Here is a 24,615-nt window from a genome sequence, read left to right on the forward strand (position 1 = left end):
GCAATATTTCACCAGCATTGTTCATCCTTGCCGCTTGAAGCCGGTCACGGCGGGGCGTGGCGGCCAGGGCAAGCGTTCACGCCGCCCCTGGTTGTCGAAAATCAGGCCATCGGCGTCGATGTCCTGCAACACGATCCCCGGTGCCAGGCGCTGGCCGCGGCCCAAGGTGCGCACCTGCTGGCCGTAGCGCAGCACCACGACGCTGGCCGACAACGGCTTGGCCTTGAGGCCGCCCAGGTACTGCAATGGCAACCGGGTGAGCGCAATCGAGCCGTCGTCGCCTGGCGCTTGCCAATGGCCGACCAGCAACCCCGGCAGCGGGGCGTCGACGGTAACCGGGGCGCTGGCCGGTTGCGGCTGGCGCGCCAGTTGCAGCACGCATTGAGCGGCAAGCCACCCGGCCAGCGTCAGCAGGCCACCGGTCATCAGGCGAGCGGCGAATGTCATGACATCAGCTGCCGTGGGTGCCAGCCTGGGTGGCCTTGCACGTAGCGCACCTGCGGCACTTGCAAGGCCGCCAGTTGCCAACCCGGCTGCTGCCGCCCGAGCCAGGCCTCGACCCGTTGCCACAATGGCTCACCGGCTTGGGGCTCGAATTGCAGACCAAAGGTGCGGCACAGGCCCTGCACCGGATCCAGGCCAGTGATGCGCTTGCCTTGCGGGCTGTAGCTCACCTGCCAGGCCTGGCCCTGCCAGCGTGGCAGGTCCTGGCTGTTGTCCAGCAGCAAGGGGTCACCGAACAGTTGCTCGGCGGCGTTTTCCAGCACCTGCTCGACCTGCCGGGCCGGCGCCTCGACCACCGGTGCCGGGTAGCCGCCGGTGAGGCTGATCAGGTGCTCGCGCGTGATGGCCTCGCCAGCGGCCAATGGGTAGTCATAGCGCAGGCCCGGCAACAGCACCGGCATGCTGCTGTCATCGGCCAGGGCCTGGTGCAGCAAACGGTCCCAACTGCCGCCACGCGTGTCGCGACGCCACAGCGCCTGTGGCGCAACCGCCAGCGGCTGGTCGAGCCACGCTGCATGGCCTGCGCGCTGCTGGTGCAACTCGGCCTGCAACTGGCTGGCGCGCAACTGCGCTGCGGGTGAGAGTTGCTGGGCCAATGCAGGAAAGAAGCGCCCATCGAACTGCCATTGCCCGGCAACCTGTTGGCAACGCAGGCGAAACGCACCACTGCCCCGGCAACCGGCAAACAACACCGGGATGCGCCGGCCACTGGCCTGGGTCGCCTGCACAGGTGTGGGCCACAGGTCCTGGCCACGTGCGCAGAGCAGCACGTCGATATGCGCCACGCGCTCGGCCAGCCACAGGCCCGGGCCGGTACCGACATCCGCCAGCGCCACCACCAGGTCCGCTTCGCGGCGGGCCTGCTCGAAGGTCGGCAGCAGCGATTGGTACCACTGTTTGAGCGAGGCTTTCTGGTCCTGGGCGTAAGGGTCGGTGACGCCCACCACGGCGATGCGTGCACCGCCGCGCTCGAAAATGTGCAGAGGCTCCAGGCCCAAGGTTTTGCGTTGTCCGTCGGCAATACCCGCAGCAAGGGTCATCGCTGAAGACTGGTGGTAAAGGGCGGCACTGCGCTGTGGCCAAAGCACGCGTTCATCACTGCTCACACGGGCTTCGCTGCCCAACAGCCGGCTGCCCTGCACACCGCTCTCGCCCTGGGTCAGATAGGCCAGGCCACTGCCGTTCCAGCCCTGGCCGTTCTCGAGGGTCAGGCTATTGCCCGGCCCCACCTCGGCGCGCAGCTGTTCCAACAGGGCCGCAAGCACGGCATAGCCACCCAGTTGCACGCCGGCCGCCTGACTGGCATCGAGCAAAGGCGCGAGTTGAGGGTAAGCCACGCTGGCGCTGTCGCCGGTCATCCAGGGGGCACGGCCCAGGTGGCTGACCGGGCCCAGGCGGGTCGCCGGCACCACGGGCTGGCCGGGCTGGCGCGCATCGAGGGTGTCGGCGACGTACAACAGGTCCAGGCTGGCATCGCCGCCGCGCTGGCCCGGGAATGCAGAACAGGCACCGAGCAACGGTGCCAGGGCACCGACACCCATCCATCTGATCATTTCGCGCCTGTACACACTGCTTGCCATCGGGCCCGCCATCCTTATCCGAGTTCTCTTTGGGCCCCGGATGTTGCGGCGTTGGCATTACAGTTTGATGGCAGAAATCCGACAACCATTCCAGATTGTTCTGTCTGGCACAGCGATAAGAACTTAATGTTTTAAAGCGACGTTAATATTTCTGCCAAAGAATCATCATCTTTGCGCACTAAAGTCGCGGTTTCCTCCAACTCAGCCAATACAAGGACACCCTGATGAGTCGAGAAACCGGCGACAACCTGGACCGCAACCACAGTGGCAACCTGCCGATGGCCAGCGTCATGGACGCCTACCTCAGCCGTCGCAGCGTGATGCGCGGCAGCCTGGGTGCCGCTATCGCCATGATTGCCGGTACCGGCCTGACCGGCTGCTTCGACAGTGGTGGCGGTTCCGACAACGATGACCCGGCCACCGAGCCGCCGGTTACCGAACCTGAAGTACCGAAACTGGCGCTGGGCTTCCAGTCCATCGCGGGTTCACGCACCGACGCCTGTGTCGTCGCCGCCGGCTACAGTGCCTACGTGCTGGCACCGTGGGGCACGCCGATCAACAGCAACGCCAACCCCTGGAAACCGGACGGCAGCAATACCTCCAGCGACCAGGCCAATGCCATGGGCATGCACCATGACGGCATGCACTTCTTCCCCATCAATGGCAGTTCCGAAGACGGCCTGCTGGCGATCAACTTCGAATACATCGATGCCGCCGCCCTGCACCCCAACGGCCCGACCACCGACGCCAGCGGCAATCGCCCGGCCGAAGAAGTGCGCAAGGAAATCAACGCCCACGGTGCCGGCGTGGTGCGCCTGCAGAAGCTCAACGGGCGCTGGCAGGTGGTCGACAACGACCCGCTCAACCGCCGTTTCACCACCGCCTCACGTATGGAAATCACTGGCCCGCTGCGTGGCACCGACCACGTCAAGACCAAGTATTCGGCTGACGGCACGCACTGCCGCGGCACCAACAACAACTGCGGCAACGGCTACACCCCGTGGGGCACTTACCTGACCTGCGAAGAGAACTGGCCTGGCATTTTCGTCAACAAGGACACCCGTCCGGAGGACCAGCGACGCATCGGCGTAGGCACCTCCACCGGCCAGTACAAGTGGGAGACCGCTGCTGGTGACAGCACCGAAGAAAACGATGAATTCGCCCGCTTCGACGTGACCATCAAAGGTGCCAGCGCCACCGACGACTACCGCAACGAAGCCAGCACCTATGGCTACATTGTCGAGATCGACCCGTACAACAGCAGCACCCTGGCCACCAAGCGCACCGCACTCGGCCGCTTCCGCCACGAAGGCTGCTGCCCGGGCCTGCCGGTGGCCGGTAAACCGCTGGTCTGGTACATGGGCGACGACTCCAACAACGAGTACCTGTACAAGTTCGTCTCCACCGCGGTGTGGGATGCCGCCGACGCAAGCCCGGCCGACCGCCTGGCCACCGGCGCCAAGTACATGGACCAGGGCAACCTCTACGTGGCCCGCTTCAATGCAGACGGCACGGGCGAGTGGATCCTGCTCGACGTGACCACCGCCACCACTGCCGGCAGCACCCTCGGGGCGTTGTACGGTGACCTGGCAGGCATCATCCTCAACACCCGTGGTGCAGGCGATGCAGTGGGTGCAACGCCGATGGACCGCCCGGAATGGACAGCGGTAAACCCGCTCAATGGCGACGTCTACCTGACCCTGACCAACAACAGTGCGCGCACCCCGGAAAAAGTCGATGCGGCCAACCCGCGTGGCCCGAACCGCCACGGCCACATCATCCGCTGGCACGACAGCGACGATCACGTGAGCTTCACCTGGGATATCTTCGTGTTCGGTGCCAACGCCGCCGGCACCGCAGACATCAACCGCTCGGGCCTGACCGAACTCAACCAGTTCGCCAGCCCCGACGGCATGAGCTTCGATAGCCGTGGCGTGTTGTGGTTCGAGACTGACAACGGCGAGAGCACGGTCACCGATTACACCAACGATCAGTTGCTGGCGGTGATCCCTACCGACCTGGTGGATGCCGCTGGCAACCAAATACCGGTCAATGCCCAGAACCAGGTGGACTTGCGCCGCTTCTTCGTCGGGCCGAACGGCAGCGAGGTGACCGGGATTGCCTTCAGCCCGGACAACAAGTCGATGTTCGTCAATATCCAGCACCCGGAAAACTGGCCTTACACCGACAAGGCCACCGATGTGACCCCAGCGGGGACCACGGTACGGCCGAGGGCTTCGACCGTGGTGATCCAGCGCGATGATGGCGGGGAGATCGGGACCGTCTGATCCGTTTTTGCATCAGGGCCGCTGCGCGGCCCAATCGCCGGCAAGCCGGCTCCTACAGGTATGGGAGCCGGTTTGCCGGCGATTGGGCTGCACGGCAGCCCTTGAACATGATCACCAGGCCATTGGTGCCCGACTCTTCACCCGCACCTGCTGCGCCGGCACCCGCGCATGCCACTGCACCACCCCCAACGCCTCCAGCTCAAACGCGCTGCGTATCGTCCTGCCCTGTTCTTCGAACGAAAGCTGCAACTGAAAATGCCCACTGTTGAGCAGCAACCCTTCGCTCAACCGCTCAAACGTTTCGTCATCCACCGCCCCCAGCGCCTGACGCAACGCTGCGGCATCTACATAGCCCGACGCCGGCCGACCACTGACGATGCGGCTGAGCAACGAGCGGGGATACCGCCCTTCATAAAGCGCCTCCAGCAATGGCAGATGCTCCAGGCCTACAGCATTGGCATTCAGGCGCCAGCCGGTCGTCTGCGGCAAAGCACACAACATCGGATAACGGCGCTGGCGCGAGGCATCCGCTTCGAGCAGCAGGTTCAACTCACTGGTGTCCAGCATCGGCTGGTTGGCCGCCAGACGAGGCGGCTGCTGGCGCAGATACTGGGCACTTTCGGCGCCTTGCAGGCGTGCATCGCTGTCGCTGTCGAGCCAGTCTGCCAAGGCGTCGACCAGACGTTGCGCGGCCATGTTGTCGCCCAGCAAACGCCGTAGCTGGCGCTCGGCACGTTCACCGTCATCCCCCAGCAGCGCATTGACGTTGAAACAGGTGTGCTGGTCGTACACCCGCAGTTGTGCCTGGCCGGCGCCAAAATCGTACGTCAACGGTTGCCCCCGCAGCGCCTGCCAGAACAGCGGGCTAAGCCGCCAGGCGGGGTCACGCAAGGCCTGCTCGGCATAGGCCAGGCCAGCCTGCTCCATGGCCCGCACCTGTACCCGTTGGCGCAGCAGCTGTACGTCATCGACCTGACGCCGCCCGTCCTCCACCAGCCAGGCCATACCCGCTGCGAGCATCGCCAGTACCACCAACACCATCAGCAGCGCGGCGCCCTGCTGTCGCTTGCCACCCATGGCGCAGCACTCCTCTTATCGAACAAGGCGCCAGTCAACAGGGGAGTTGTTGCAGGCAGATTGCAAATACCTTGCAGTCATGTTCGCGTCATCTACGCGAGGCAGGATTGGCCTTTCTTTTCATGGCCTTACAGGAGTGGTCGTAATGGGTGGCATCGGAATCTGGCAGCTGGTGATCGTACTGATGATCGTGTTTCTGCTGTTTGGCACCAAACGCCTCAAGGGTCTGGGCAGTGATGTTGGCGAAGCGATCCAGGGCTTTCGCAAGTCCATGGGGGGCGACAGCGATGCCAGCACCCAAACTGCAGCACCGCAGGTACAACAGGAGCCACTGACCCGTTCGCCTGCGCCACAGCCGCACGCGGATCGGCAGGCCTGATGTTCGAGGTAGGCTTCAGCGAGATGCTGCTGGTGGGCATCGTCGCGCTGCTGGTGCTTGGCCCGGAACGCTTGCCCGTCGCGGCGCGTACGCTGGGCCGTGGCCTGGGCCAGGCGCGCCGGGCAATGCAGGGTTTGCGCGCGCAGATGGAACGCGAAATCGACATGCCCAACCTCGACAGCGCGCCATTGCAACGCCTCGAGCAGGAGCTGCGCCAGGGCATCAGCCTCAAGGCGGAACCGGCCACTGACGCTGCAACGGCCACGGTCATTCGGGAGACCACCTCATGAGTATCGCCCTGGACCCGGCGGCACACATGCCGCTCACCGGTCACCTGCGCGACCTGCGCAGGCGCCTGGTGCGCTGCCTGCTACTGGTCGCGCTGGTGTTCGCCGGCCTGTTCCCCTTCGCCCAGCAGCTCTACACACTGATTTCCGAACCGCTGCGCCGCTTCCTTCCGGAAGGCGCCAGCATGATCGCCACCAGTGTCACCTCGCCCTTTCTCACACCGTTCAAGCTGACCGCGATGTGTGCGCTGTTCGTGGCCATGCCGCTGCTGCTGCATCAAGCCTGGGGTTTTCTTGCGCCGGGCCTTTACCGCCGCGAGCGGCGCATCGCCCTGCCCTTGCTGGTGTCGAGCATTGTGCTGTTCTACGCCGGCATGGCGTTCGCCTTCTACCTGGTATTCCCGATGATGTTCGGCTTTTTTGCCAGCGTGACACCAGACGGCGTGGCGATGATGACCGACATCAGCCAGTACCTGGACTTCATCATGGCGCTGTTCCTGGCGTTCGGCCTGGCCTTCGAGATCCCGGTGGCAACGTTCATCGTGGTCTGGGTGGGGCTGGCCGACGTGGCCACATTAAGGCGCAGCAGGCCCTACGTAATTGTCGGTTGCTTTGTGGTAGGGATGGTCCTGACGCCGCCGGATGTGTTCTCACAGACCATGCTGGCGGTGCCGATGTGGGTGCTGTTCGAGGTGGGGTTGCTGGCGTGTGCCGGGTTGCGGCGGGAGGGGCAAGCGCCGCAGAGCGTCGCTGAATGAACCGGGTTCATCGCCGGCAAGCCGGCGATGAACTCAGCTCGGCCTAGAAATCGGCGAGGCGCCAGACTTCGTAGGCCGGTGTTTCGTAAGGATGGCTCTGCCTGAGCGCAGCGACGACCTGGGCAATCAGGTCGTCGGCCACCACCAGCTCCACCTTCCACTCCTCCACCACCTCGACCTGGCCGGCTTGCCCAAGGAACGGCTGGCTGCCGTCCAAGGGGCGAAACTGGCCGTGGCCCAGGGTTTGCCAGGCGCAGTGGTCGTAGTCGCCGATACGCCCGCCACCGGCGGCGAACACGGCGGCCTTGACCACCTCGACGTCGCTGGCCGGGACGAAGAAGGCGAGCTTGTACACGCCTTAGTTCACCCAGACGCGCGCGTTACGGAACATACGCATCAGCGCGGCGTCTTCCTGCCACTCATCAGGGCGCCAGGAGTTCTGCACGGCGCGGAACACGCGCTCCGGGTGCGGCATCATGATGGTCACGCGGCCGTCGCGGCTGGTCAGGCCGGTGATACCACGCGGCGAGCCGTTCGGGTTGGCCGGGTAGGCTTCGGTGACCTTGCCGTGGTTGTCGACATAGCGCAGGGCCACGCAACCGGACAGGTCGGCTTCCAGCAGTGCCTCTTCGCTGGCGAATTCGGCATGGCCTTCGCCGTGGGCGATGGCGATCGGCATGCGCGAACCGGCCATGCCCTGCAGGAAGATCGAGTTGGACTTCTGCACCTCGACCATGGCCACACGGGCTTCGAACTGCTCCGAGCGGTTGCGCACGAAGTGCGGCCAGTACTCGGTGCCCGGGATCAGCTCGTGAAGGTTGGACATCATCTGGCAACCGTTGCACACGCCCAGGGCGAAGCTGTCGGTACGCTCGAAGAAGGCCTGGAAGGCATCACGGGCACGGGCGTTGAACAAGGCCGACTTGGCCCAGCCTTCACCGGCACCGAGCACGTCACCGTAAGAGAAACCACCGCAGGCAACCAGGCCCTTGAAGGCTTCGAAGTCGACGCGGCCAGCGAGGATGTCGCTCATGTGCACGTCGATGGCGGCGAAGCCGGCGCGGTCGAAGGCGGCAGCCATCTCGACCTGGCCGTTGACGCCCTGCTCACGCAGGATCGCCACTTGCGGGCGCACGCCCTTCTTGATGTACGGCGCAGCGATGTCCTCGTTGACGTCGTAACCAACCTTGACCGACAGGCCCGGGTTGTCTTCTTCGAGCAGCGCGTCGAACTCCTGGTCGGCGCAGTCGGCGTTGTCACGCAGGCGCTGAACCTGGTAGCTGGTCTCGGCCCACTGGCGCTGCAGCATGCGACGGTCGTCGTCGAACAGCACCTGGCCGTTCAGGCTGATGGACACCTCGGCGTTGTTGACCGGTTTGCCGATCACCGCCACGCAACCTTCACCCAGGCCTGCGGCGCTGAACTGCGCCAGCACGTCCGGGGTAGCATCCTGGCGAACCTGGATGACTGCGCCCAGCTCTTCGTTGAAGAGGATGGCCGGCACGTCATTGCTGTTGTCGGTCAGCGGGTCCAGTTGCAGGTCGAGGCCGCAGTGGCCGGCGAAGGCCATTTCCAGCACGGTAGTCAGCAGGCCGCCGTCGGAACGGTCGTGGTAGGCCAGCAGGTGGCCGTCGGCGTTCAGGCCCTGGATCACGGCGAAGAATGCCTTGAGGTCTTCGGCGTCGTCGACGTCCGGAGCCTGGGCTGCGATCTTGCCGTAGGTCTGCGCCAGGATCGAAGCGCCCATGCGGTTCTTGCCGCGGCCCAGGTCGATCAGGATCAGGTCCGTCTCACCCTTGTCCATGCGCAGTTGCGGGGTCAGGGTCTTGCGGATGTCGGTGACCGGGGCGAAGCCGGTGATGATCAGCGACATTGGCGAAGTGACGCTCTTCTCGACGCCCTCTTCACTCCACTTGGTCTTCATCGACATGGAGTCCTTGCCGACCGGAATGGTCAGGCCCAGCTCCGGGCACAACTCCATACCGACAGCCTTGACGGTGTCGTACAGACGGGCGTCTTCGCCTGGGTGGCCGGCAGCGGACATCCAGTTGGCCGACAGTTTGATGTCGGACAGCTTTTCAATCTGCGCGGCAGCCAGGTTGGTCAGGGTTTCACCGATCGCCATGCGGCCGGACGCTGGCGCGTCGAGCACTGCCAGCGGCGTGCGCTCACCCATGGCCATGGCTTCACCGGTGTACACGTCGAAGCTGGTGGCCGTGACGGCGCAGTCGGCTACCGGTACCTGCCACGGGCCGACCATCTGGTCGCGGGCCACCAGGCCGGTGATGGTGCGGTCGCCGATGGTGATCAGGAAGCTCTTGCTGGCAACCGCCGGGTGGTTCAGGACACGCTGCACGGCGCTGTCCAGGTCTACCTTGCTCGGGTCGAAATCATCGCCCAGTTCGGCTTCGCGGGTTACCGAACGGTGCATGCGCGGCGGCTTGCCCAGCAGCACGTCAAGCGGCATGTCCACCGGCGTATTGCCGAAGTGGCTGTCGGTCACGGTCAGGTGCGGCTCTTCGGTCGCCTCGCCAACGACGGCGAACGGGCAGCGCTCGCGCTCACAGATGGCCTGGAAGCGTTCGAAGTCGACAGCACTGACGGCCAGCACATAACGCTCCTGCGATTCGTTGCTCCAGATTTCGTGCGGGGCCATGCCCGGCTCGTCGTTGGGCACGTTGCGCAGTTCGAAGCGGCCACCGCGGCCACCGTCGTTCACCAGTTCAGGGAAGGCGTTGGAAATGCCGCCGGCGCCAACGTCATGGATGAAGGCGATCGGGTTCTTGTCGCCCAGCTGCCAGCAACGGTCGATGACCTCCTGGCAACGGCGCTCCATTTCCGGGTTTTCGCGCTGCACCGAGGCGAAGTCCAGGTCCGCCGAGCTGGCACCGGTGGCGACCGACGAAGCGGCGCCGCCGCCCAGGCCGATCAGCATGGCCGGGCCACCGAGCACGATCAGCTTGGCGCCGACGGTGATTTCGGCCTTCTGTACGTGGTCTTCACGGATGTTGCCCATACCGCCGGCCAGCATGATCGGCTTGTGGTAGCCGCGCACTTCTTCACCGTGCGGGGTGTTGATGGCCTGCTCGAAGGTACGGAAGTAGCCGGTCAGAGCCGGGCGACCGAATTCGTTGTTGAACGCTGCGCCACCCAGTGGGCCTTCGATCATGATGTCGAGGGCGTCAACGATACGCTCAGGTTTACCGTAGGCCTGCTCCCATGGCTGTTCGAAGCCCGGGATGCGCAGGTTGGACACGGTGAAGCCGGTCAGGCCGGCTTTTGGCTTGGCGCCACGGCCGGTAGCACCTTCGTCACGGATTTCGCCGCCCGAGCCGGTGGAGGCACCGGAGAACGGAGCGATGGCGGTCGGGTGGTTGTGCGTCTCGACCTTCATCAGGATGTGCACCGGCTCCTGCACCGCGCCGTACTGGCGGGTCTCAGGGTTCGGGAAGAAACGCCCGGCAACGTTGCCGACGATCACCGAGGCGTTGTCCTTGTACGCAGACAGCACGCCTTCGCTGTGCATCTGGTAGGTGTTCTTGATCATGCCGAACAGGCTCTTTTCCTGAGCCTGGCCGTCGATGTCCCAACTGGCGTTGAAGATCTTGTGGCGGCAGTGTTCGGAGTTGGCCTGGGCGAACATCATCAGCTCGATGTCGTTCGGGTTGCGTTTGAGCCCCTGGAAGGCGTTGACCAGGTAGTCGATCTCGTCTTCGGCCAGGGCCAGTCCCAGCTCGATGTTGGCCTTGGCCAGCGCGTCGCGGCCACCGGCCAGGATATCGACCGACGTCATCGGCTTGGGCTGGGCATGGCTGAACAGGTCGCTCGCCTGCTCCAGCTGGGCCAGCACGCGCTGGGTCATGCGGTCGTGCAGTTCAGCGGCGACAACGGCGGCGTCGGCGTCGCTCAGGTCACCGGCAACGTAGTAGGCGATGCCGCGCTCCAGGCGCTGGATCGACTGCAGGCCGCAGTTGTGGGCGATGTCGCTGGCCTTGCTGGCCCAGGGCGAGATGGTGCCCAGGCGCGGCACGACCAGGAACAGGCGGCCAGTCGGCTCCTGCACCGGCACGCTCGGGCCGTACTTGAGCAGACGGCCCAGCACCTGCTGCTGGTCGGCGGTCAGCTCGCCGTCGACATCGGCGAAGTGGGCAAATTCGGCATACAAACCAGTAACAGCGGGGACTTTCTGGCTCAGTTGCTCGAGTAATTTACCGTGGCGAAAGGCAGAAAGGGCAGGAGCGCCGCGCAGGATCAACATCGTCGGGACAGCCTCAGGAAGGGGTGTGCTTAGAGGCCGTGCATTCTAGCCTAATTCCGCGGCTTGCGGCACCCGCCAGAGGGCAATGCTGCCGGGCGGCGGAACCGGACTTCGGGGTCAAAAAAAGCGACAAGCCGCAAGCTGCAAGCTGCAAGAAAAAACAGGTGGCGCGCAGGTCGCATTTTTCTTGCCGCTTGCAGCTTGCATCACAGAACGCGCTACCAGACAACCTGGCAGTTGTCGAGATATGGCGCCCCCCGTCCTTTGCGTATACTGCAAGCTATGTTCGCCCATACTGCTTTGCGCCAGCGTTGCGCCAAATGGCTTTTCGCAACCGGTCTCTTTCTGTTGCTCGGTGCCTGCGTTGAAAAACCCAGCACCCTCGAGCGCGTGAAGGAGGACGGCGTGCTGCGCGTGATCACCCGCAACAGCCCGGCCACTTATTTCCAGGACCGCAACGGCGAAACCGGCTTCGAGTACGAGTTGGTCAAGCGTTTCGCCGACGATCTTGGCGTCAAGCTGGAGATCGAGACCGCCGACAACCTCGACGAACTGTTCGACGACCTGGGTAAACCGTCCGGTCCGGTGCTGGCAGCGGCCGGCCTGGTCAGCAGCGAGCGGCGCAAGACCCAGGCCAGGTTCTCCCATCCTTACCTGGAAGTGACCCCTCAGGTCATCTATCGCAACGGACGCTCGCGCCCCACAGACCCCAAGGGATTGGTCGGCAAGAAGATCATGGTGCTCAAAGGCAGCAGCCACGCCGACCAGTTGGCCGAACTGAAAAGGCGGTATCCGGGCCTGGAATACGAAGAATCCGACGCGGTCGAGGTGGTCGACTTGTTGCGCATGGTCGACGAAGGGCAGATCGACCTGACGCTGGTCGACTCTAACGAACTGGCGATGAACCAGGTGTACTTCCCCAACGTGCGGGTGGCCTTCGACCTTGGCGAAACCCGCAACCAACGCTGGGCGGTCGCCCCGGGCGAAGACAACAGCCTGCTGAACGAAGTCAACGAATTCCTCGACAAATCGCAGAAAAACGGCACCCTGCAGCGTTTGAAAGACCGCTATTACGGCCACGTCGACGTGCTCGGTTACGTGGGCGCCTACACATTTGCGCAGCATTTGCAGCAGCGCCTGCCCAAATACGAAAAATACTTCAAGAGCTACGCCAAGGTCGAACAGGTGGACTGGCGCCTGCTCGCAGCGATCGGTTATCAGGAATCCTTGTGGCAACCGGAAGTCACCTCCAAGACCGGCGTACGCGGCTTGATGATGCTGACCCAGCGCACCGCCCAGGCAATGGGCGTTTCCAACCGCCTGGACCCGAGGCAGAGCATCAAAGGTGGTGCCAAATACTTCATGCTGGTCAAGCAGCAGCTCGACGACAGCATCAAGGAGCCAGACCGTACCTGGTTCGCCCTGGCGGCCTACAACGTCGGCAGCGGCCACCTTGAAGACGCGCGCACGCTGGCCAAACGAGAAAAGCTCAACCCGAACAAGTGGCTGGACGTGAAGAAGATGCTGCCGCGCCTGTCGCAGAAACAGTGGTACCGCCAGACCAAGTACGGTTACGCCCGTGGTGGCGAGCCGGTGCATTTCGTGGCCAACATCCGCCGCTACTACGACATCCTCACCTGGGTGACCCAGCCGCAGCTCGAGGGCCAGGTGGCCGAGGGCAACCTGCACGTACCGGGGGTCAACAAGGACAAACCGGCGGAACAGTCGCCGCCGATGTAGGCGCTGCCTTGTGTTGCGAAAGGCCCGCACAGCTGTCCAGGGTTCAGTATTGAGGCATTAAAGGCGGGGCTGCCTTGCAGCCCTTTCGCGACACGAGGCCGCTCCTACACCTTGGCGCGCCGCGCCTTGAAGAATTCGCTCAAGATTGCGCCACATTCCTCGGCCAGCACCCCACCTTCGAACATTACCCGATGGTTCAGGAAGCCCTGGCTGAAAAATTGCCCCTGGCTCTGCACGATGCCGGCCTTGGGCTCCAGCGCGCCATACACCACCCGGGCCACCCGCGAATGCACGATCAGCCCTGCACACATGCTGCAAGGTTCCAGGGTCACATAAAGGGTGCTGCCCGGTAGACGGTAATTGCTCGCAGACTTTGCCGCCGCGCGGATGGCGACCATCTCGGCATGGGCACTGGGGTCGCTGTCGATGATCGGCCGGTTGAAGCCCTGCCCGATCACCTGGCCGTGCTGCACCAGCACCGCGCCCACCGGCACCTCGCCCAGCGCAGCACCTTGTGCCGCCAGGTCCAGGGCCATGCGCATGAATTCCTGATCACGGCTGCGATCGATGATCTGTGGGCGCATCAGACCACCGCAATCGCGGCCATCAGGCCGGTTTCCATGTGGTCGATGACATGGCAGTGGAACATCCAGGTGCCTGGATTATCGGCCACCAGCGCCACCTGGGCCCGCTCGTTCTTGCCCAGCAGGTAGGTATCGGTGAACCACGGTTCGACGATCTTGTGCCTGTTGGAGGCAATGACCTTGAAGCTCATGCCATGCAGGTGGATCGGGTGCTGGTACTGGGTCATGTTCTTCAACTCGAAGATGTAGCTCTTGCCTTTTTGCAGCGTGGCGATCGGCCGGTCGGCGCAGGTCTTGTCGGTGATGTCCCAGGCTTGACCATTGATCTGCCAAAGGCTCGGCGGCCTGCCATTTTCGGTGTTGACCGAAACCTTGCCCACCCATTCGAAATTGAAGTTCAGCTTCTCGGCATTCTCCAGGTCCGGCTCGGCCACAGGGTTCGGCGGCAAGGCAGGCGGCCAGTCGCTGGGCGCATCGTTGCTGGCTACCGAGCGCAAGGTGCCCAAGCGCACGAAGCCGTCGCGCAGGGAAATCTCTTCACCTGCCTCGGGGATGCGGATCGCCAGGCAGATACGCATGCCTGGCCCCAGCCAGTACTCGTCATCGAGCACACGCGGGGTGACCGGGTTGCCATCGAGGGCGTAGATTCTGGCCTCGTGATTGCCACCCTTGAGGTTCAGGCGATAGGTCCAGGTGTTGTCCAGGTTGAGCAGACGCAGGCGCACCACCTGCCCGGCCGGTAATTCGGTGACCGAGTCAGCCTGGCCATTGATGGTGATCAGCCGACCGGCGGTACCATTGCGCGCCGCTTCCCGGGGGATGCTGAACGGCAGCCAGGCACCCTGCTCGTCCACGTGCCAGTTCTTCAGGCTCAGCGTGCGCTCATGCAAAAACCCGGTTGGCTCACGCTCCTCGACGATCAGCGGGCCTACCAGGCCGCGGCCGAGTTCTTCAGAGCTGCTGACGTGCGGGTGGTACCAGTAGCTGCCGGCGTCAGGCACACGGAACTTGTAGTCGAAATACTCGCCCGGCTTGACCGGCAACTGCGACACATACGGCACACCGTCCATTTCCAGCGGCAGGCGGATGCCATGCCAGTGAATGGTGGTTTCCACCGGCAGATGGTTGATGAACCGTACCCGCAGCCAGGTGCCCTGGCGAACCCGCAACTCGGTACCTGGCGCCGACGGGCCGAACGCCCAGGCCTCGGTCTTGAAGCCGGGCACAAGCTCGACCTCCAGGGGCGCCGCGATCAGCTCGTAGTCGTGCCCGGCATTCTCGTCCTCGACCTTACCCAGCCAGTACCGCGCTGCGCCTCCGGCGCCCAGGCCTACTACAACCAGGCCGGTCAGGCCCTTGAGCATTTGTCGACGGGTGAAGGACATCGGTGCGGGTACCTCGTTTAAGCGCAGTCAAGCTGCCAGCACGGCTGGCGATGAAGGGCGAATACGATACACCTGCAAATGGGAAAGATTAAGTGAAGTGTTGCATAGCGCTGCCCTGAGCACACCTGGCAGGCACTATATACCGCCACCACGGCACCGTTTCTGCCACTTTCCGGCCCTCACCCTCGACCCTTGAGAGCCCTTATGTTACTTGGCAAAACGCAACCAGATACCCTTGATTCGCTGACCAAGCTGGCCAGGCAAGTGAGTGAAACGTGCCCGGACATGCGCCAGATGGCGCGAGAGGTCGCGCAGCAGATCCTTGACCGGCATGGCTTGCAGGCACATGACCCCGACAGCGTCTATCTGCACCGGTTTCACACCGCCGTCAGCAGCCCCAGAACCTTCAACGGATGGCAACATCTGGACCCACCGTACGAGTCCCTGACATTGCCCCAGCTGGTCATGCACCGCTTCGATGCCAATGATCAGGACAATGCCGACTTGCTCGGCTACCTCGTCGGTTTCTACAGCGATGGCCCTGGCAAAGATGCCTACGACGAGCTCAACGAAGTGCGACTCGACGCGAGGAATGTCCTGGAGCACTTCTGGAGCGTCGATTTCGCCAGTCACTTCAAAAGCCGGTTGAAGTCATTCTGGTCAACACATTCCGAGAACTTTCGTACATTGGCCAAGGCCAACTTCCTGAGCAAAGTGCTAGAAGCCTGTGCACAGGACCCCACGTCAGGGCTTGCAAAGTGTTGCCGGGAAGTCACCCAAGCCTTGGTGGGAGACATCTCCTGGCCGCCTTCGATAGAAGCACTGCAACATCAGTCTGCAACGGGCAAGGGTATTCGTGCATGCACATTCGATATCGGCGGACATGTGGCTACGGATATCCTGCGCGTACAAATGCAAGATGGCAGGCAACTTGTCTACTTGCCCGGCGATGTCGATGCATTGCAGGTGTTCGAGAATGATCAGGCGCTGTTCTGGTGGGTGCTCAACCACTGCAATCAGGCCGAAAACCGGGCCCGCTTCATGGCGCACTTCTCCCTCCAAGATCGTGACGAGGGCAATACCAGCATCGGGCTCAACCACCTTGTCGACCTGCTGTATCAAGGCTGGGGAAAAGATGATTACTCCGGCCTTAACACGCTCGATCAGCGAATCGATGGCGATGTTTTTAGCTGGCTGCGCGACAAAGCCCATCAGCGAATGCTCGATGATGCGCACGTTTCCCTGCGCTCGAATGACGATTTGCGCAAACAACTGTGGATCGGCTACCTGAGGGCGTCGCTGAGAGTCTTCGGCCCCATGGCTGCGGTGGACTGGCCCGTTGCGTTGGCCCTGGTGGGTGCCGGCATGGCAGAAACTGGCCTCAATATCGATCAAGCGATCAGTGGCCATACAACCTGCGAACGCAAGGCAGGCGTAACAGGCGCAATTCTTTCGGCCATCGAAACCCTGTTCAACGCCACGTTTCTCCTGAGTGCGCCGGGGCAACCCATTGCAGAACTGGCCGAGGTCACTGAAGCAGGCACAGGGAAAAACCTAGGTTCGGCAGAAGATCCAGCCACGGCCGGCGAAGTGGTCCAGGGCGAGGAGGAGGATGCCAGCGTGACGGATGCGGTGAAAGCCTGGGTCCCTGCGCCGTTCCAGCCCGCAGAAGGCTGGCCGTTGCTTAGCCCATTCGAAACCAACGTTCTACTGAGCGGCGAGCCCGGCACAGGAGCACTCCAAGGTATCTATACGCAGGATGGGCAGTTCTATGTACTGATCGACGAGCTACCCTATCAGGTGCGCTTTGCGCCCGAGCTGAAAACCTGGGCCATTGTGCCTCCCGAGACCCCCTTCTCTTTCTACAAAAGCCAGCCCATCCGGCTGGATGACGAGGGCCATTGGTATCCCGTCGACCGGGGCGGGCTCAAGGGTGGCATGCTCCCGAGGCTTAAAATCTGGGGGCGCCGCGCCACCGGGACAAGCCAGCCTGCGCTAGCCGCCACACCTTACGAAGTGCCTGCCGACTTGCGCGCCTCACTCAAAGACGTGGCAGACGAAGAGCTAACAGGGGTGCGAATCAATATTCATGACCCTGACAGGCTAGCGGCCGTCGCTCGCTTTCTCACGCTTCGCGAGCAACTGGCTACGGATGCCCGCGACTTCATGGCTACTGTGCAAGCGCCTGCGCGCCCTCGATTACCAGACATAATCCCCGGAACAACGCCAAAACAGATCCTGCAAAACATCTATGAGAACAGCCAGGGCCTGGTGGTAGGCGAGGCGCATAGCAGCCTGGGTAGCAAGCGCTTCTTGATCGACAACATGGCTGTGCTACGCAAGCTGAAGGTCAAGACGTTGTACATGGAACATTTCACGACCGACTTCCAGCAGGCCGACCTGGACGCCTTCAACCGCAGCGGCCAACTGCCCACAGCGCTGGACCGCTATATCACCGCACAGGACTTTGGACACCAGACCGACCTGGCAGGCCGATACACCTTCCGCCGGGTATTGCTGGAGGCGCAGAAAAACGGCTTGCGTATCCAGTCCATCGACTGCATGGCAAGCTACCGCCAGGCGTGGGCAACGCCACCATCCCCCGTGGCACGTCAGGAGATGATGAATTTCTATGCTCACCTGATCATCGAAGCTGACCAGGCTGCCCGCGGGCCAGGCAAATGGGTCGCATTGGTCGGTAACACCCATGCCAATAACTTCCATGGCGTTACAGGCCTGGCAGAAACCGAAGGCGTGGTAGGGTTGCGCGTCGAGGATACTCCGGTCGGAGGCGTCGACAGCTATGCGGTCGACCCTGGTGTAGACGCGCCAGAAAAGGGGGGCAAAGTCTGGCACCTGAAAAGCGACATACGGCTGCGCGCCTCGATTGAGCCATTCACCACAGCGGCGACCGATTTTGAAACATTGCTGATCAGGCCGGGTGACTACACCTTTGAACATATCGACAGCGACACGTACCTGATCAATCGCAGCCGCGACCTTAGCCTGCGCCGTACCCCCGTCAAACGCGATGGACGCTTCTATTACATCGAGCGACCAGACTGGCCGACCATTCATGAGCGACGACTAGAGCATCTTTCCGATCTGGACATCTTCCTCAGGATGCGGGGCATGCGTCATGTAGCCCATTGAAGACCATCAACCACTTTGCGAACCGCAAACAACAAGGGCGCCTTGCGGCGCCCTCGTGGCTCAACTCATTCCCACTCGATAGTGGCCGGCGGCTTGCTCGACACGTCGTAAGTCACGCGCGAGATACCGTCGATTTCGTTGATGATACGGCCGCTGACGGTTTCCAGCAGGTCGTAAGGCAGGTGCGCCCAGCGCGCGGTCATGAAGTCCACGGTCTCGACAGCACGCAGGGCCACGACCCAGGCGTAGCGACGGCCGTCGCCCACGACACCAACCGATTTCACCGGCTGGAACACCACGAAGGCCTGGCTGGTCTTGTGGTACCAGTCGGCCTTGCGCAGCTCTTCGATGAAGATGTGGTCGGCGCGACGCAGGATGTCGGCGTACTCCTTCTTCACTTCACCGAGGATACGCACACCCAGGCCTGGGCCCGGGAACGGGTGGCGGTAGACCATGTCGTACGGCAGGCCCAGCTCCAGGCCGATCTTGCGCACTTCGTCCTTGAACAGTTCACGCAGCGGCTCGACCAGCTTGAGGTTCATTTCCTCCGGCAGGCCACCCACGTTGTGGTGCGACTTGATCACGTGGGCCTTGCCGCTCTTGGCGCCGGCCGACTCGATCACGTCCGGGTAGATGGTGCCCTGGGCGAGGAACTGGATGTTGTCCAGTTTGCTGGCTTCGGCATCGAACACGTCGATGAAAGTGCGGCCGATGATCTTGCGCTTCTTCTCCGGGTCGGCTTCGCCTTCCAGGTTGTCGAGGAACTGCTTCTCGGCATCGGCGCGGATCACTTTGACGCCCATGTTCTCCTTGAACATGGCCATCACCTGGTCGCCTTCGTGCAGGCGCAGCAGGCCGTTGTCGACAAAGACGCAGGTCAGCTGGTCGCCGATGGCGCGGTGCAGCAGCGCGGCTACCACGGAGGAGTCGACACCGCCAGACAGGCCCAGCAGGACGTTGGCCGAGCCGACTTGCTGACGCACCTGGGCGATGGCGTCTTCGACGATGTTCGAAGGCGTCCACAGGGCTTCACAGCCACAGATGTCCTGCACGAAGCGGGACAGGATGCGACCGCCTTGCTTGGTGTGGGTCACTTCCGGGTGGAACTGCACGCCGTAGTAGCCGCGCGCGTCGTCGAACATGCCGGCGATCGGGCAGCTCGGGGTGCTGGCCAGGATGTTGAAGTTGCCCGGCATCTGGGTGACCTTGTCGCCGTGGCTCATCCACACGTCCAGGCCCAATACGCCGTCGCCATCAACGTGGTCTTCGATGCCGTCGAGCAGACGGCTCTTGCCGACCACGTCAACGCGGGCATAACCGAACTCGCGCAGGTCCGAACCTTCGACCTTGCCGCCCAGCTGCTCGGCCATGGTCTGCATGCCGTAGCAGATGCCCAGCAACGGTACATTCAGGTCGAACACGGCCTGCGGTGCACGCGGGCTGTTGGCTTCGTGGACCGACTCGGGGCCGCCGGCGAGGATGATGCCGCGCGGGTTGAATTCGCGGATCGCTTCATCGTCCATGTCGAACGGGTGCAGTTCGCAGTACACGCCGATTTCGCGCACGCGGCGGGCGATCAGCTGGGTGTACTGGGAACCGAAATCGAGGATCAGGATGCGGTGAGCGTGAATGTCGAGGGCCATGACTCAATCTCTGGTGCAGCTGCAAGCGTCTAGCTGCGAGCTGCAAGTTGATCGGGGAAAACGCGGTAGCTGCTGCAACGCAACTACCGCTTGGAGCTTGAAGCTTGCTACTTACCGCTGGAGGCTTCAGCCGACCCGGTAGTTAGGGGCTTCTTTGGTGATCTGCACGTCATGCACGTGGGACTCGGCCATGCCGGCACCGGTGATGCGCACGAATTCCGGCTTGGTGCGCATCTCTTCGATGGTTGCGCTGCCGGTGTAACCCATGGACGAACGCAGGCCGCCCATCAGCTGGTGGATGATCGCGGCCAGGGCGCCCTTGTACGGTACGCGGCCTTCGATACCTTCCGGTACCAGCTTCTCGGCGCCGGCCGAGGAGTCCTGGAAGTAACGGTCAGAGGAGCCTTGCGCCTGTGCCATGGCACCCAGCGAGCCCATGCCGCGGTAGGCCTTGTAGGAACGGCCCTGGAACAGCTCGACTTCACCCGGGGCTTCTTCGGTACCGGCGAACATCGAACCCATCATCACGCAGGAAGCACCGGCGACGATGGCCTTGGACAGGTCACCCGAGAAACGGATGCCGCCGTCGGCGATCAGTGGCACGCCAGTGCCTTCCAGTGCCGCTGCAACGTTGGCGATGGCACTGATTTGCGGTACGCCGACACCAGCGACGATACGGGTGGTGCAAATCGACCCTGGGCCGATACCGACCTTGACGGCGTCAGCACCGGCTTCTGCCAGGGCCTTGGCCGCAGCGCCGGTAGCGATGTTGCCGCCGATCACCTGAACTTGCGGGTAGGTTTCCTTGACCCAGCGAACGCGGTCGATCACACCTTTGGAGTGGCCGTGGGCAGTGTCGACGACAACCACGTCAACGCCAGCCGCTACCAGGGCGGCAACACGCTCGCCGGTGTCCTTGCCGGTGCCGACGGCAGCGCCGACGCGCAGGCGACCCTGGTCGTCCTTGCTGGCCAGCGGGTAGGCCTTGGCTTTTTCGATGTCCTTGACGGTCATCATGCCCTTGAGGCTGAACTTGTCGTCGACGATCAGGACTTTTTCCAGGCGGTGCTTGTGCAGCAGCTCGCGGACTTCGTTCTTGTCGGCGCCTTCGCGCACGGTGACCAGGCGCTCTTTGGGCGTCATCACGTCGCGCACCTTGGCATCCAGGCGGGTTTCGAAGCGTACGTCACGGGAAGTGACGATACCGACCAGGTCGCCGTTCTCCAGCACCGGAACACCCGAGATGTTGTTCAGGCGGGTCAGGTCGAACAGGTCGCGCACGGTGGCGTCGGCTTCGATGGTGATCGGGTCCTTGACCACGCCAGCCTCGAACTTCTTGACCTTGCGGACTTCGCCGGCCTGCTGTTCGATGGTCATGTTCTTGTGGATGATGCCGATGCCGCCTTCCTGAGCCATGGCAATGGCCAGGCGCGCTTCGGTCACGGTATCCATGGCGGCGGAAACCAGAGGGATGTTCAGCTCGATGCCACGAGTCAAACGGGTCTTGAGACTGACTTCATTGGGCAGTACCTCGGAGTAGCCAGGTACAAGGAGGATATCGTCGAAAGTCAGGGCTTCTTGGCTGATACGCAGCATCGCGGGGGCTCCCGGGCGGGAAAAATGGAAGCGCGCCATTATACTCATCCACGGCGCGCCGCTCAATGCAAAATAAGGGCCTTCGGTCAGCGTTCTGGCAGTTTTACCTGCACCACCGCCACCGGCTGGTCCAGCCAGTCGGCGAAGCTGTCGAGAAAGGCCTGGGTAAACCCGGCCTCGCCCCAGTTGTTGAAGATGAACCCCAGGTTGGAAAAGGCACATGGCTGCAGGTAAATGAAGCCATTGATGTCGTCCTCGAAGCCGCACAAGGGGCAGGTGAAGTTGTCACTCACCCCCGGCATCCACTCTTCCAGGCTTTCGAACAAGGGTTCGCCCACCTCGCGCCGGCACTCGGGGCAGCCGGCTTCTTCGAGGAAACCCTCGGTGGGGGTATAGATGCAGCGCTTGAGCATCACTTCCAGGCCGTTGACCGGCGCGCCAAACGGCAGCTTTTGCGGGTGCAGGGCGATTTTGCGCGCGCCTTCGGCCAGGGCATGGCCCATGCGGTTGCCGGTGCGACCGCAAGTGGTCAGTTGCTCCTCGACCACTTTTTCGCGTACCAGCCAGCGCAGGATGGCCCGGGCGCGGGCCTCGTGCACCGGCACGGTGGAGAGTTTCGGGACGATGATGCTCTGGGTGTTCATGGGCGAAACGGGCCTGGGGATTGCGGTAATCGCGCAATTCTACCGCTCACGCGCTCAGGTAGCGACCGATCAGCGCAAGGCCGCGGGCGGCGCTCGATTCATCAACGCTGCAACACTCAAGGCATCACCCGCCCCCACCCCGCTCCTCTATTATCCACCCCCAAAATCTCGCCCCTTGCACTTGGCGCTCCCCACCCACCCCCTTATCATGCCCCCATGATCAAAGACCCCTTCGAACGACTCGGCCTGGACCGCGAGGTTCTCACCGTCAGCCAGCTCAACGGCCGCGCCCGTGTGCTGCTGGAAGACGTGTTCCGCAGCGTCTGGGTGGAAGGCGAGATATCCAACCTCGCCCGCCCGGCCTCCGGCCACATGTACTTCACCCTCAAAGACAGCGGCGCCCAGGTGCGCTGCGCGCTGTTCCGGCAGAACGCCACACGTGTCCGCCAGGCCCTGCGCGATGGCCTGGCAGTGCGTGTGCGCGGCAAGGTCTCGCTGTTCGAAGGCCGTGGCGACTACCAGCTGATTCTCGACACCGTCGAACCGGCCGGTGACGGCGCTCTGCGCCTGGCCTTCGAGGCACTGAAGGAAAAGCTCGACGCCGAGGGCCTGTTCAGCGCCGAACGCAAAAAGCCGCTGCCCGCCCACCCGCAGCGCATCGGCATCATCAGTTCGCCCACCGGCGCGGTCATCCGCGACATCATCAGCGTGTTCGGCCGCCGCGCCCCGCAGGTCGAACTGAACCTGATCCCAACAGCAGTACAGGGCCGCGAAGCCATTGCGCAGATCGTGCGCGCCATCCGCCTGGCCGACAGCCTCGGTTTCGATGCCCTGATCCTGGCCCGTGGCGGCGGGTCGCTGGAAGACCTGTGGTGCTTCAACGAAGAAGCCGTGGCGCGTGCAATAGCGGCCTGCGTCACGCCGATCGTCAGCGCCGTGGGCCATGAGACCGACGTGTCGATCAGCGACTTTGTCGCCGATGTGCGCGCCCCTACGCCCTCTGCCGCCGCCGAGCTGCTGGCACCCGACAGCAGCGGGCTGCAGCAGCGCCTTGAAGGGTTGCAGCGGCGCCTGCTGCTGCGCATGCAGAACCGCCTGGCCCACGACCGCCTGCGCCTGGAATCGCTGACCCGGCGCCTGCGCCACCCCGGCGAGCGCTTGCGCCAGCAGGCACAGCGCCTGGACGACCTGGACATGCGCATGCGCCGCGCCTTCCTGCAGAGCCTCAACCAGCGCCGCGAACGCCTGGCGCGCCTCGACACACGCCTGGCCGCGCAGCATCCGGGGCGTACGCTGAAACTGCTCAGCCAACGCCTGGACAGCCTCGCCGAGCGGCTGCCGCGGGCCATGCGCGAGGTGCTCAAGGACCGCCGCCAGCGCTTTCAGGCGCAGTTGCAGACGCTGCAGGTGGTCAGCCCGCTGGCGACCCTGGCACGCGGCTACAGCATCCTTCTCGATGAGCGTGGCCAGGCCATCCGCAGTGCCGAGCAAACCCGCAACGGCCAGCGCCTGACAGCCCGCCTGAATGAGGGCGAATTGCAGGTGCGGGTCGAGGACAACCACCTGACTCCGGTCACCCTTTCCCTACTGGACTGACACATGCCCCGCCTGTTTGCCCCTCTGCTTGCCCTATCCCTGTTGTTGCTGGCCGGCGGCGCCCAGGCCAGCTACATCACCCGCATCCTGAACAAGCCCGTCCCGGGCGGCGTTGCCGTGGTCGATCTGGGCCCGGCGGCCACGGCGCCGAGCGCACGCTTCGACGGCAAACCGGTGCTGGTGGTGAAAGAGCAGGACAACTGGCTGGCCATCGTCGGCATTCCGCTGACGCACAAGCCCGGCCCGGCCCTGCTGACCCAGGGCGGGCGCAGCCTGCCGTTCAGCGTGGGCAACAAGAAGTACCCCGAGCAGCACATCACCCTGAAGAACAAGCGCCAGGTCAACCCCCACCCCGCCGACCTCAAGCGCATCGACCGTGAACTGGCCGAGCAGATCAAGGCCTACCGCAGCTTCAGCCCGAACCTGCCGAGCAACCTGGTCCTCGACAAGCCGGTCAGCGGCCCGCTGTCGAGCAAGTTCGGCGTACGCCGCTTCTTCAACGGTGAAGAGCGCAACCCCCATGCGGGGCTCGATTTCGCGGTGCCTGCGGGCACGCCGATCAAGACACCGGCCAATGGCAAGGTGATCCTGGTGGGTGATTATTTCTTCAACGGCCGCACGGTGTTCGTCGACCATGGGCAGGGCTTCATCAGCATGTTCTGCCACATGTCGAAGGTTGATGTGAACGTGGGGCAGCAACTGCGTCGCGGCGATGTGGTGGGCAGGGTTGGCTCGACCGGGCGGGCGACCGGGCCGCACATGCACTGGAATGTCAGCCTGAATGATGCGCGGGTGGACCCGGCCATCTTCATTGGTGCGTTCCAGCCCTGATACCGTAGCGCCTTCATCGCCGGCAAGCCGGCTGCCAACCCCTTCCGGGAGCTGGCTTGCCGGCGAAGAGGCCAGCACCCTCGCCTGCGTTAGCTTGATTTGCGCAATCAAAAAATACAGCGCAATAAGCTCGAATCCCGAGAGAAATAACAGCCATAAAATCTCGCTATTTAGCTTTTTTTAAGCATTTATCTCAATTTTTCGCCAGTGCTTGCCATCCCTCACCCCACTGGTTAGGGTTGAAGGCATGAAAACCTTCAGCACCCTCATCCTGCTCCGACAACATCGCAGCCTCTGCCTGGTCAGCGCCCG

18 protein-coding genes are annotated in these 24,615 nt (G+C 63.3%); 8 read left to right on the forward strand and 10 right to left on the reverse strand.

What is annotated here, in order from left to right:
* Positions 1-21: 21 nt before the first annotated feature.
* Positions 22-447 (reverse strand): pilus assembly protein PilZ, encoded by a 426-nt coding sequence (locus tag ACMGF5_RS03505; protein ID WP_115273988.1) that lies wholly within the window; start codon positions 445-447, stop codon positions 22-24.
* A complete protein-coding gene (locus ACMGF5_RS03510) occupies positions 444-2,084 on the reverse strand; it encodes a lipoprotein UxpA (protein WP_414157568.1) in 1,641 nt (546 codons plus the stop codon). Before ACMGF5_RS03510 ends, ACMGF5_RS03505 begins: the two co-directional genes overlap by 4 nt.
* Positions 2,085-2,308: 224 nt before the next feature.
* Here ACMGF5_RS03510 and ACMGF5_RS03515 point away from each other — a divergent pair, with 224 nt between their 5' ends.
* Positions 2,309-4,372: a PhoX family protein gene (locus ACMGF5_RS03515; protein ID WP_414157569.1), complete on the forward strand. Its 2,064-nt coding sequence runs from the start codon at positions 2,309-2,311 to the stop codon at positions 4,370-4,372.
* Positions 4,373-4,483: 111 nt separating this feature from the next.
* Here ACMGF5_RS03515 and gspK read toward each other — a convergent pair whose 3' ends face one another.
* Positions 4,484-5,449, reverse strand: coding sequence for a type II secretion system minor pseudopilin GspK (gspK, locus tag ACMGF5_RS03520; protein WP_115273985.1), 966 nt, complete (start codon positions 5,447-5,449; stop codon positions 4,484-4,486).
* A 145-nt stretch (positions 5,450-5,594) separates the two neighbouring features.
* Here gspK and tatA point away from each other — a divergent pair, with 145 nt between their 5' ends.
* The 3 genes from tatA to tatC are packed head-to-tail and all read left to right on the forward strand — an operon-like array spanning position 5,595 to position 6,873.
* Positions 5,595-5,828, forward strand: coding sequence for a twin-arginine translocase TatA/TatE family subunit (tatA, locus tag ACMGF5_RS03525; RefSeq protein WP_046784392.1), 234 nt, complete (start codon positions 5,595-5,597; stop codon positions 5,826-5,828).
* Entirely contained in the window at positions 5,828-6,118 is a 291-nt protein-coding gene (gene tatB, locus ACMGF5_RS03530) for a Sec-independent protein translocase protein TatB (RefSeq protein WP_046784393.1), read from the forward strand. The genes tatA and tatB overlap by 1 nt, the downstream gene beginning before the upstream one ends.
* Positions 6,115-6,873, forward strand: coding sequence for a twin-arginine translocase subunit TatC (gene tatC / locus ACMGF5_RS03535; protein WP_414157570.1), 759 nt, complete (start codon positions 6,115-6,117; stop codon positions 6,871-6,873). The genes tatB and tatC overlap by 4 nt, the downstream gene beginning before the upstream one ends.
* A gap of 43 nt (positions 6,874-6,916) precedes the next feature.
* Here the strand turns inward: tatC and ACMGF5_RS03540 are convergent, their stop codons facing one another.
* Together ACMGF5_RS03540 and purL are read right to left on the reverse strand one after the other, a co-directional pair.
* On the reverse strand, positions 6,917-7,228 hold the full coding sequence (locus ACMGF5_RS03540) for an NGG1p interacting factor NIF3 (protein WP_119687702.1): 312 nt from the start codon (positions 7,226-7,228) through the stop codon (positions 6,917-6,919).
* Positions 7,229-7,231: 3 nt separating this feature from the next.
* Positions 7,232-11,131, reverse strand: a complete 3,900-nt coding sequence (gene purL / locus ACMGF5_RS03545; protein ID WP_115273983.1) for a phosphoribosylformylglycinamidine synthase — start codon at positions 11,129-11,131, stop codon at positions 7,232-7,234.
* 282 nt (positions 11,132-11,413) lie between these two features.
* Between purL and mltF the strand changes: the two genes are divergently transcribed.
* Positions 11,414-12,871 carry a membrane-bound lytic murein transglycosylase MltF gene (gene mltF, locus ACMGF5_RS03550; RefSeq protein WP_174142347.1) on the forward strand — a complete coding sequence of 486 codons (1,458 nt, stop codon included), beginning with the start codon at positions 11,414-11,416 and terminating at the stop codon, positions 12,869-12,871.
* A gap of 104 nt (positions 12,872-12,975) precedes the next feature.
* Here mltF and tadA read toward each other — a convergent pair whose 3' ends face one another.
* Together tadA and ACMGF5_RS03560 are read right to left on the reverse strand one after the other, a co-directional pair.
* Positions 12,976-13,455: a tRNA adenosine(34) deaminase TadA gene (tadA, locus tag ACMGF5_RS03555; RefSeq protein ID WP_115273981.1), complete on the reverse strand. Its 480-nt coding sequence runs from the start codon at positions 13,453-13,455 to the stop codon at positions 12,976-12,978.
* Entirely contained in the window at positions 13,455-14,840 is a 1,386-nt protein-coding gene (locus tag ACMGF5_RS03560; protein WP_115273980.1) for a multicopper oxidase family protein, read from the reverse strand. The genes tadA and ACMGF5_RS03560 overlap by 1 nt, the downstream gene beginning before the upstream one ends.
* A gap of 204 nt (positions 14,841-15,044) precedes the next feature.
* Between ACMGF5_RS03560 and ACMGF5_RS03565 the strand changes: the two genes are divergently transcribed.
* Positions 15,045-17,993 carry a dermonecrotic toxin domain-containing protein gene (locus ACMGF5_RS03565; protein ID WP_414157571.1) on the forward strand — a complete coding sequence of 983 codons (2,949 nt, stop codon included), beginning with the start codon at positions 15,045-15,047 and terminating at the stop codon, positions 17,991-17,993.
* 65 nt (positions 17,994-18,058) lie between these two features.
* Here ACMGF5_RS03565 and guaA read toward each other — a convergent pair whose 3' ends face one another.
* The 3 genes from guaA to ACMGF5_RS03580 all read right to left on the reverse strand — a co-directional run bounded on the left by guaA (position 18,059) and on the right by ACMGF5_RS03580 (position 21,876).
* Entirely contained in the window at positions 18,059-19,636 is a 1,578-nt protein-coding gene (guaA, locus tag ACMGF5_RS03570; protein ID WP_012316007.1) for a glutamine-hydrolyzing GMP synthase, read from the reverse strand.
* A 126-nt stretch (positions 19,637-19,762) separates the two neighbouring features.
* Complete coding sequence (gene guaB, locus ACMGF5_RS03575; RefSeq protein WP_008094438.1) at positions 19,763-21,232, reverse strand: IMP dehydrogenase; 1,470 nt, start codon at positions 21,230-21,232, stop codon at positions 19,763-19,765.
* Positions 21,233-21,318: 86 nt separating this feature from the next.
* Positions 21,319-21,876, reverse strand: coding sequence for a hypothetical protein (locus tag ACMGF5_RS03580; RefSeq protein ID WP_046784400.1), 558 nt, complete (start codon positions 21,874-21,876; stop codon positions 21,319-21,321).
* Between the two features lie 216 nt (positions 21,877-22,092).
* On the opposite strand from ACMGF5_RS03580, the gene xseA reads away from it, so the two are divergent.
* Both xseA and ACMGF5_RS03590 read left to right on the forward strand, forming a co-directional pair.
* Positions 22,093-23,472 carry an exodeoxyribonuclease VII large subunit gene (xseA, locus tag ACMGF5_RS03585; RefSeq protein WP_414157572.1) on the forward strand — a complete coding sequence of 460 codons (1,380 nt, stop codon included), beginning with the start codon at positions 22,093-22,095 and terminating at the stop codon, positions 23,470-23,472.
* A gap of 3 nt (positions 23,473-23,475) precedes the next feature.
* Entirely contained in the window at positions 23,476-24,303 is an 828-nt protein-coding gene (locus ACMGF5_RS03590; protein WP_174141541.1) for a peptidoglycan DD-metalloendopeptidase family protein, read from the forward strand.
* The last annotated feature ends 312 nt before the right edge of the window (positions 24,304-24,615 follow it).

Source organism: Pseudomonas sp. BNK-15, assembly GCF_047456105.1.
Taxonomy (GTDB): domain Bacteria; phylum Pseudomonadota; class Gammaproteobacteria; order Pseudomonadales; family Pseudomonadaceae; genus Aquipseudomonas; species Aquipseudomonas putida_E.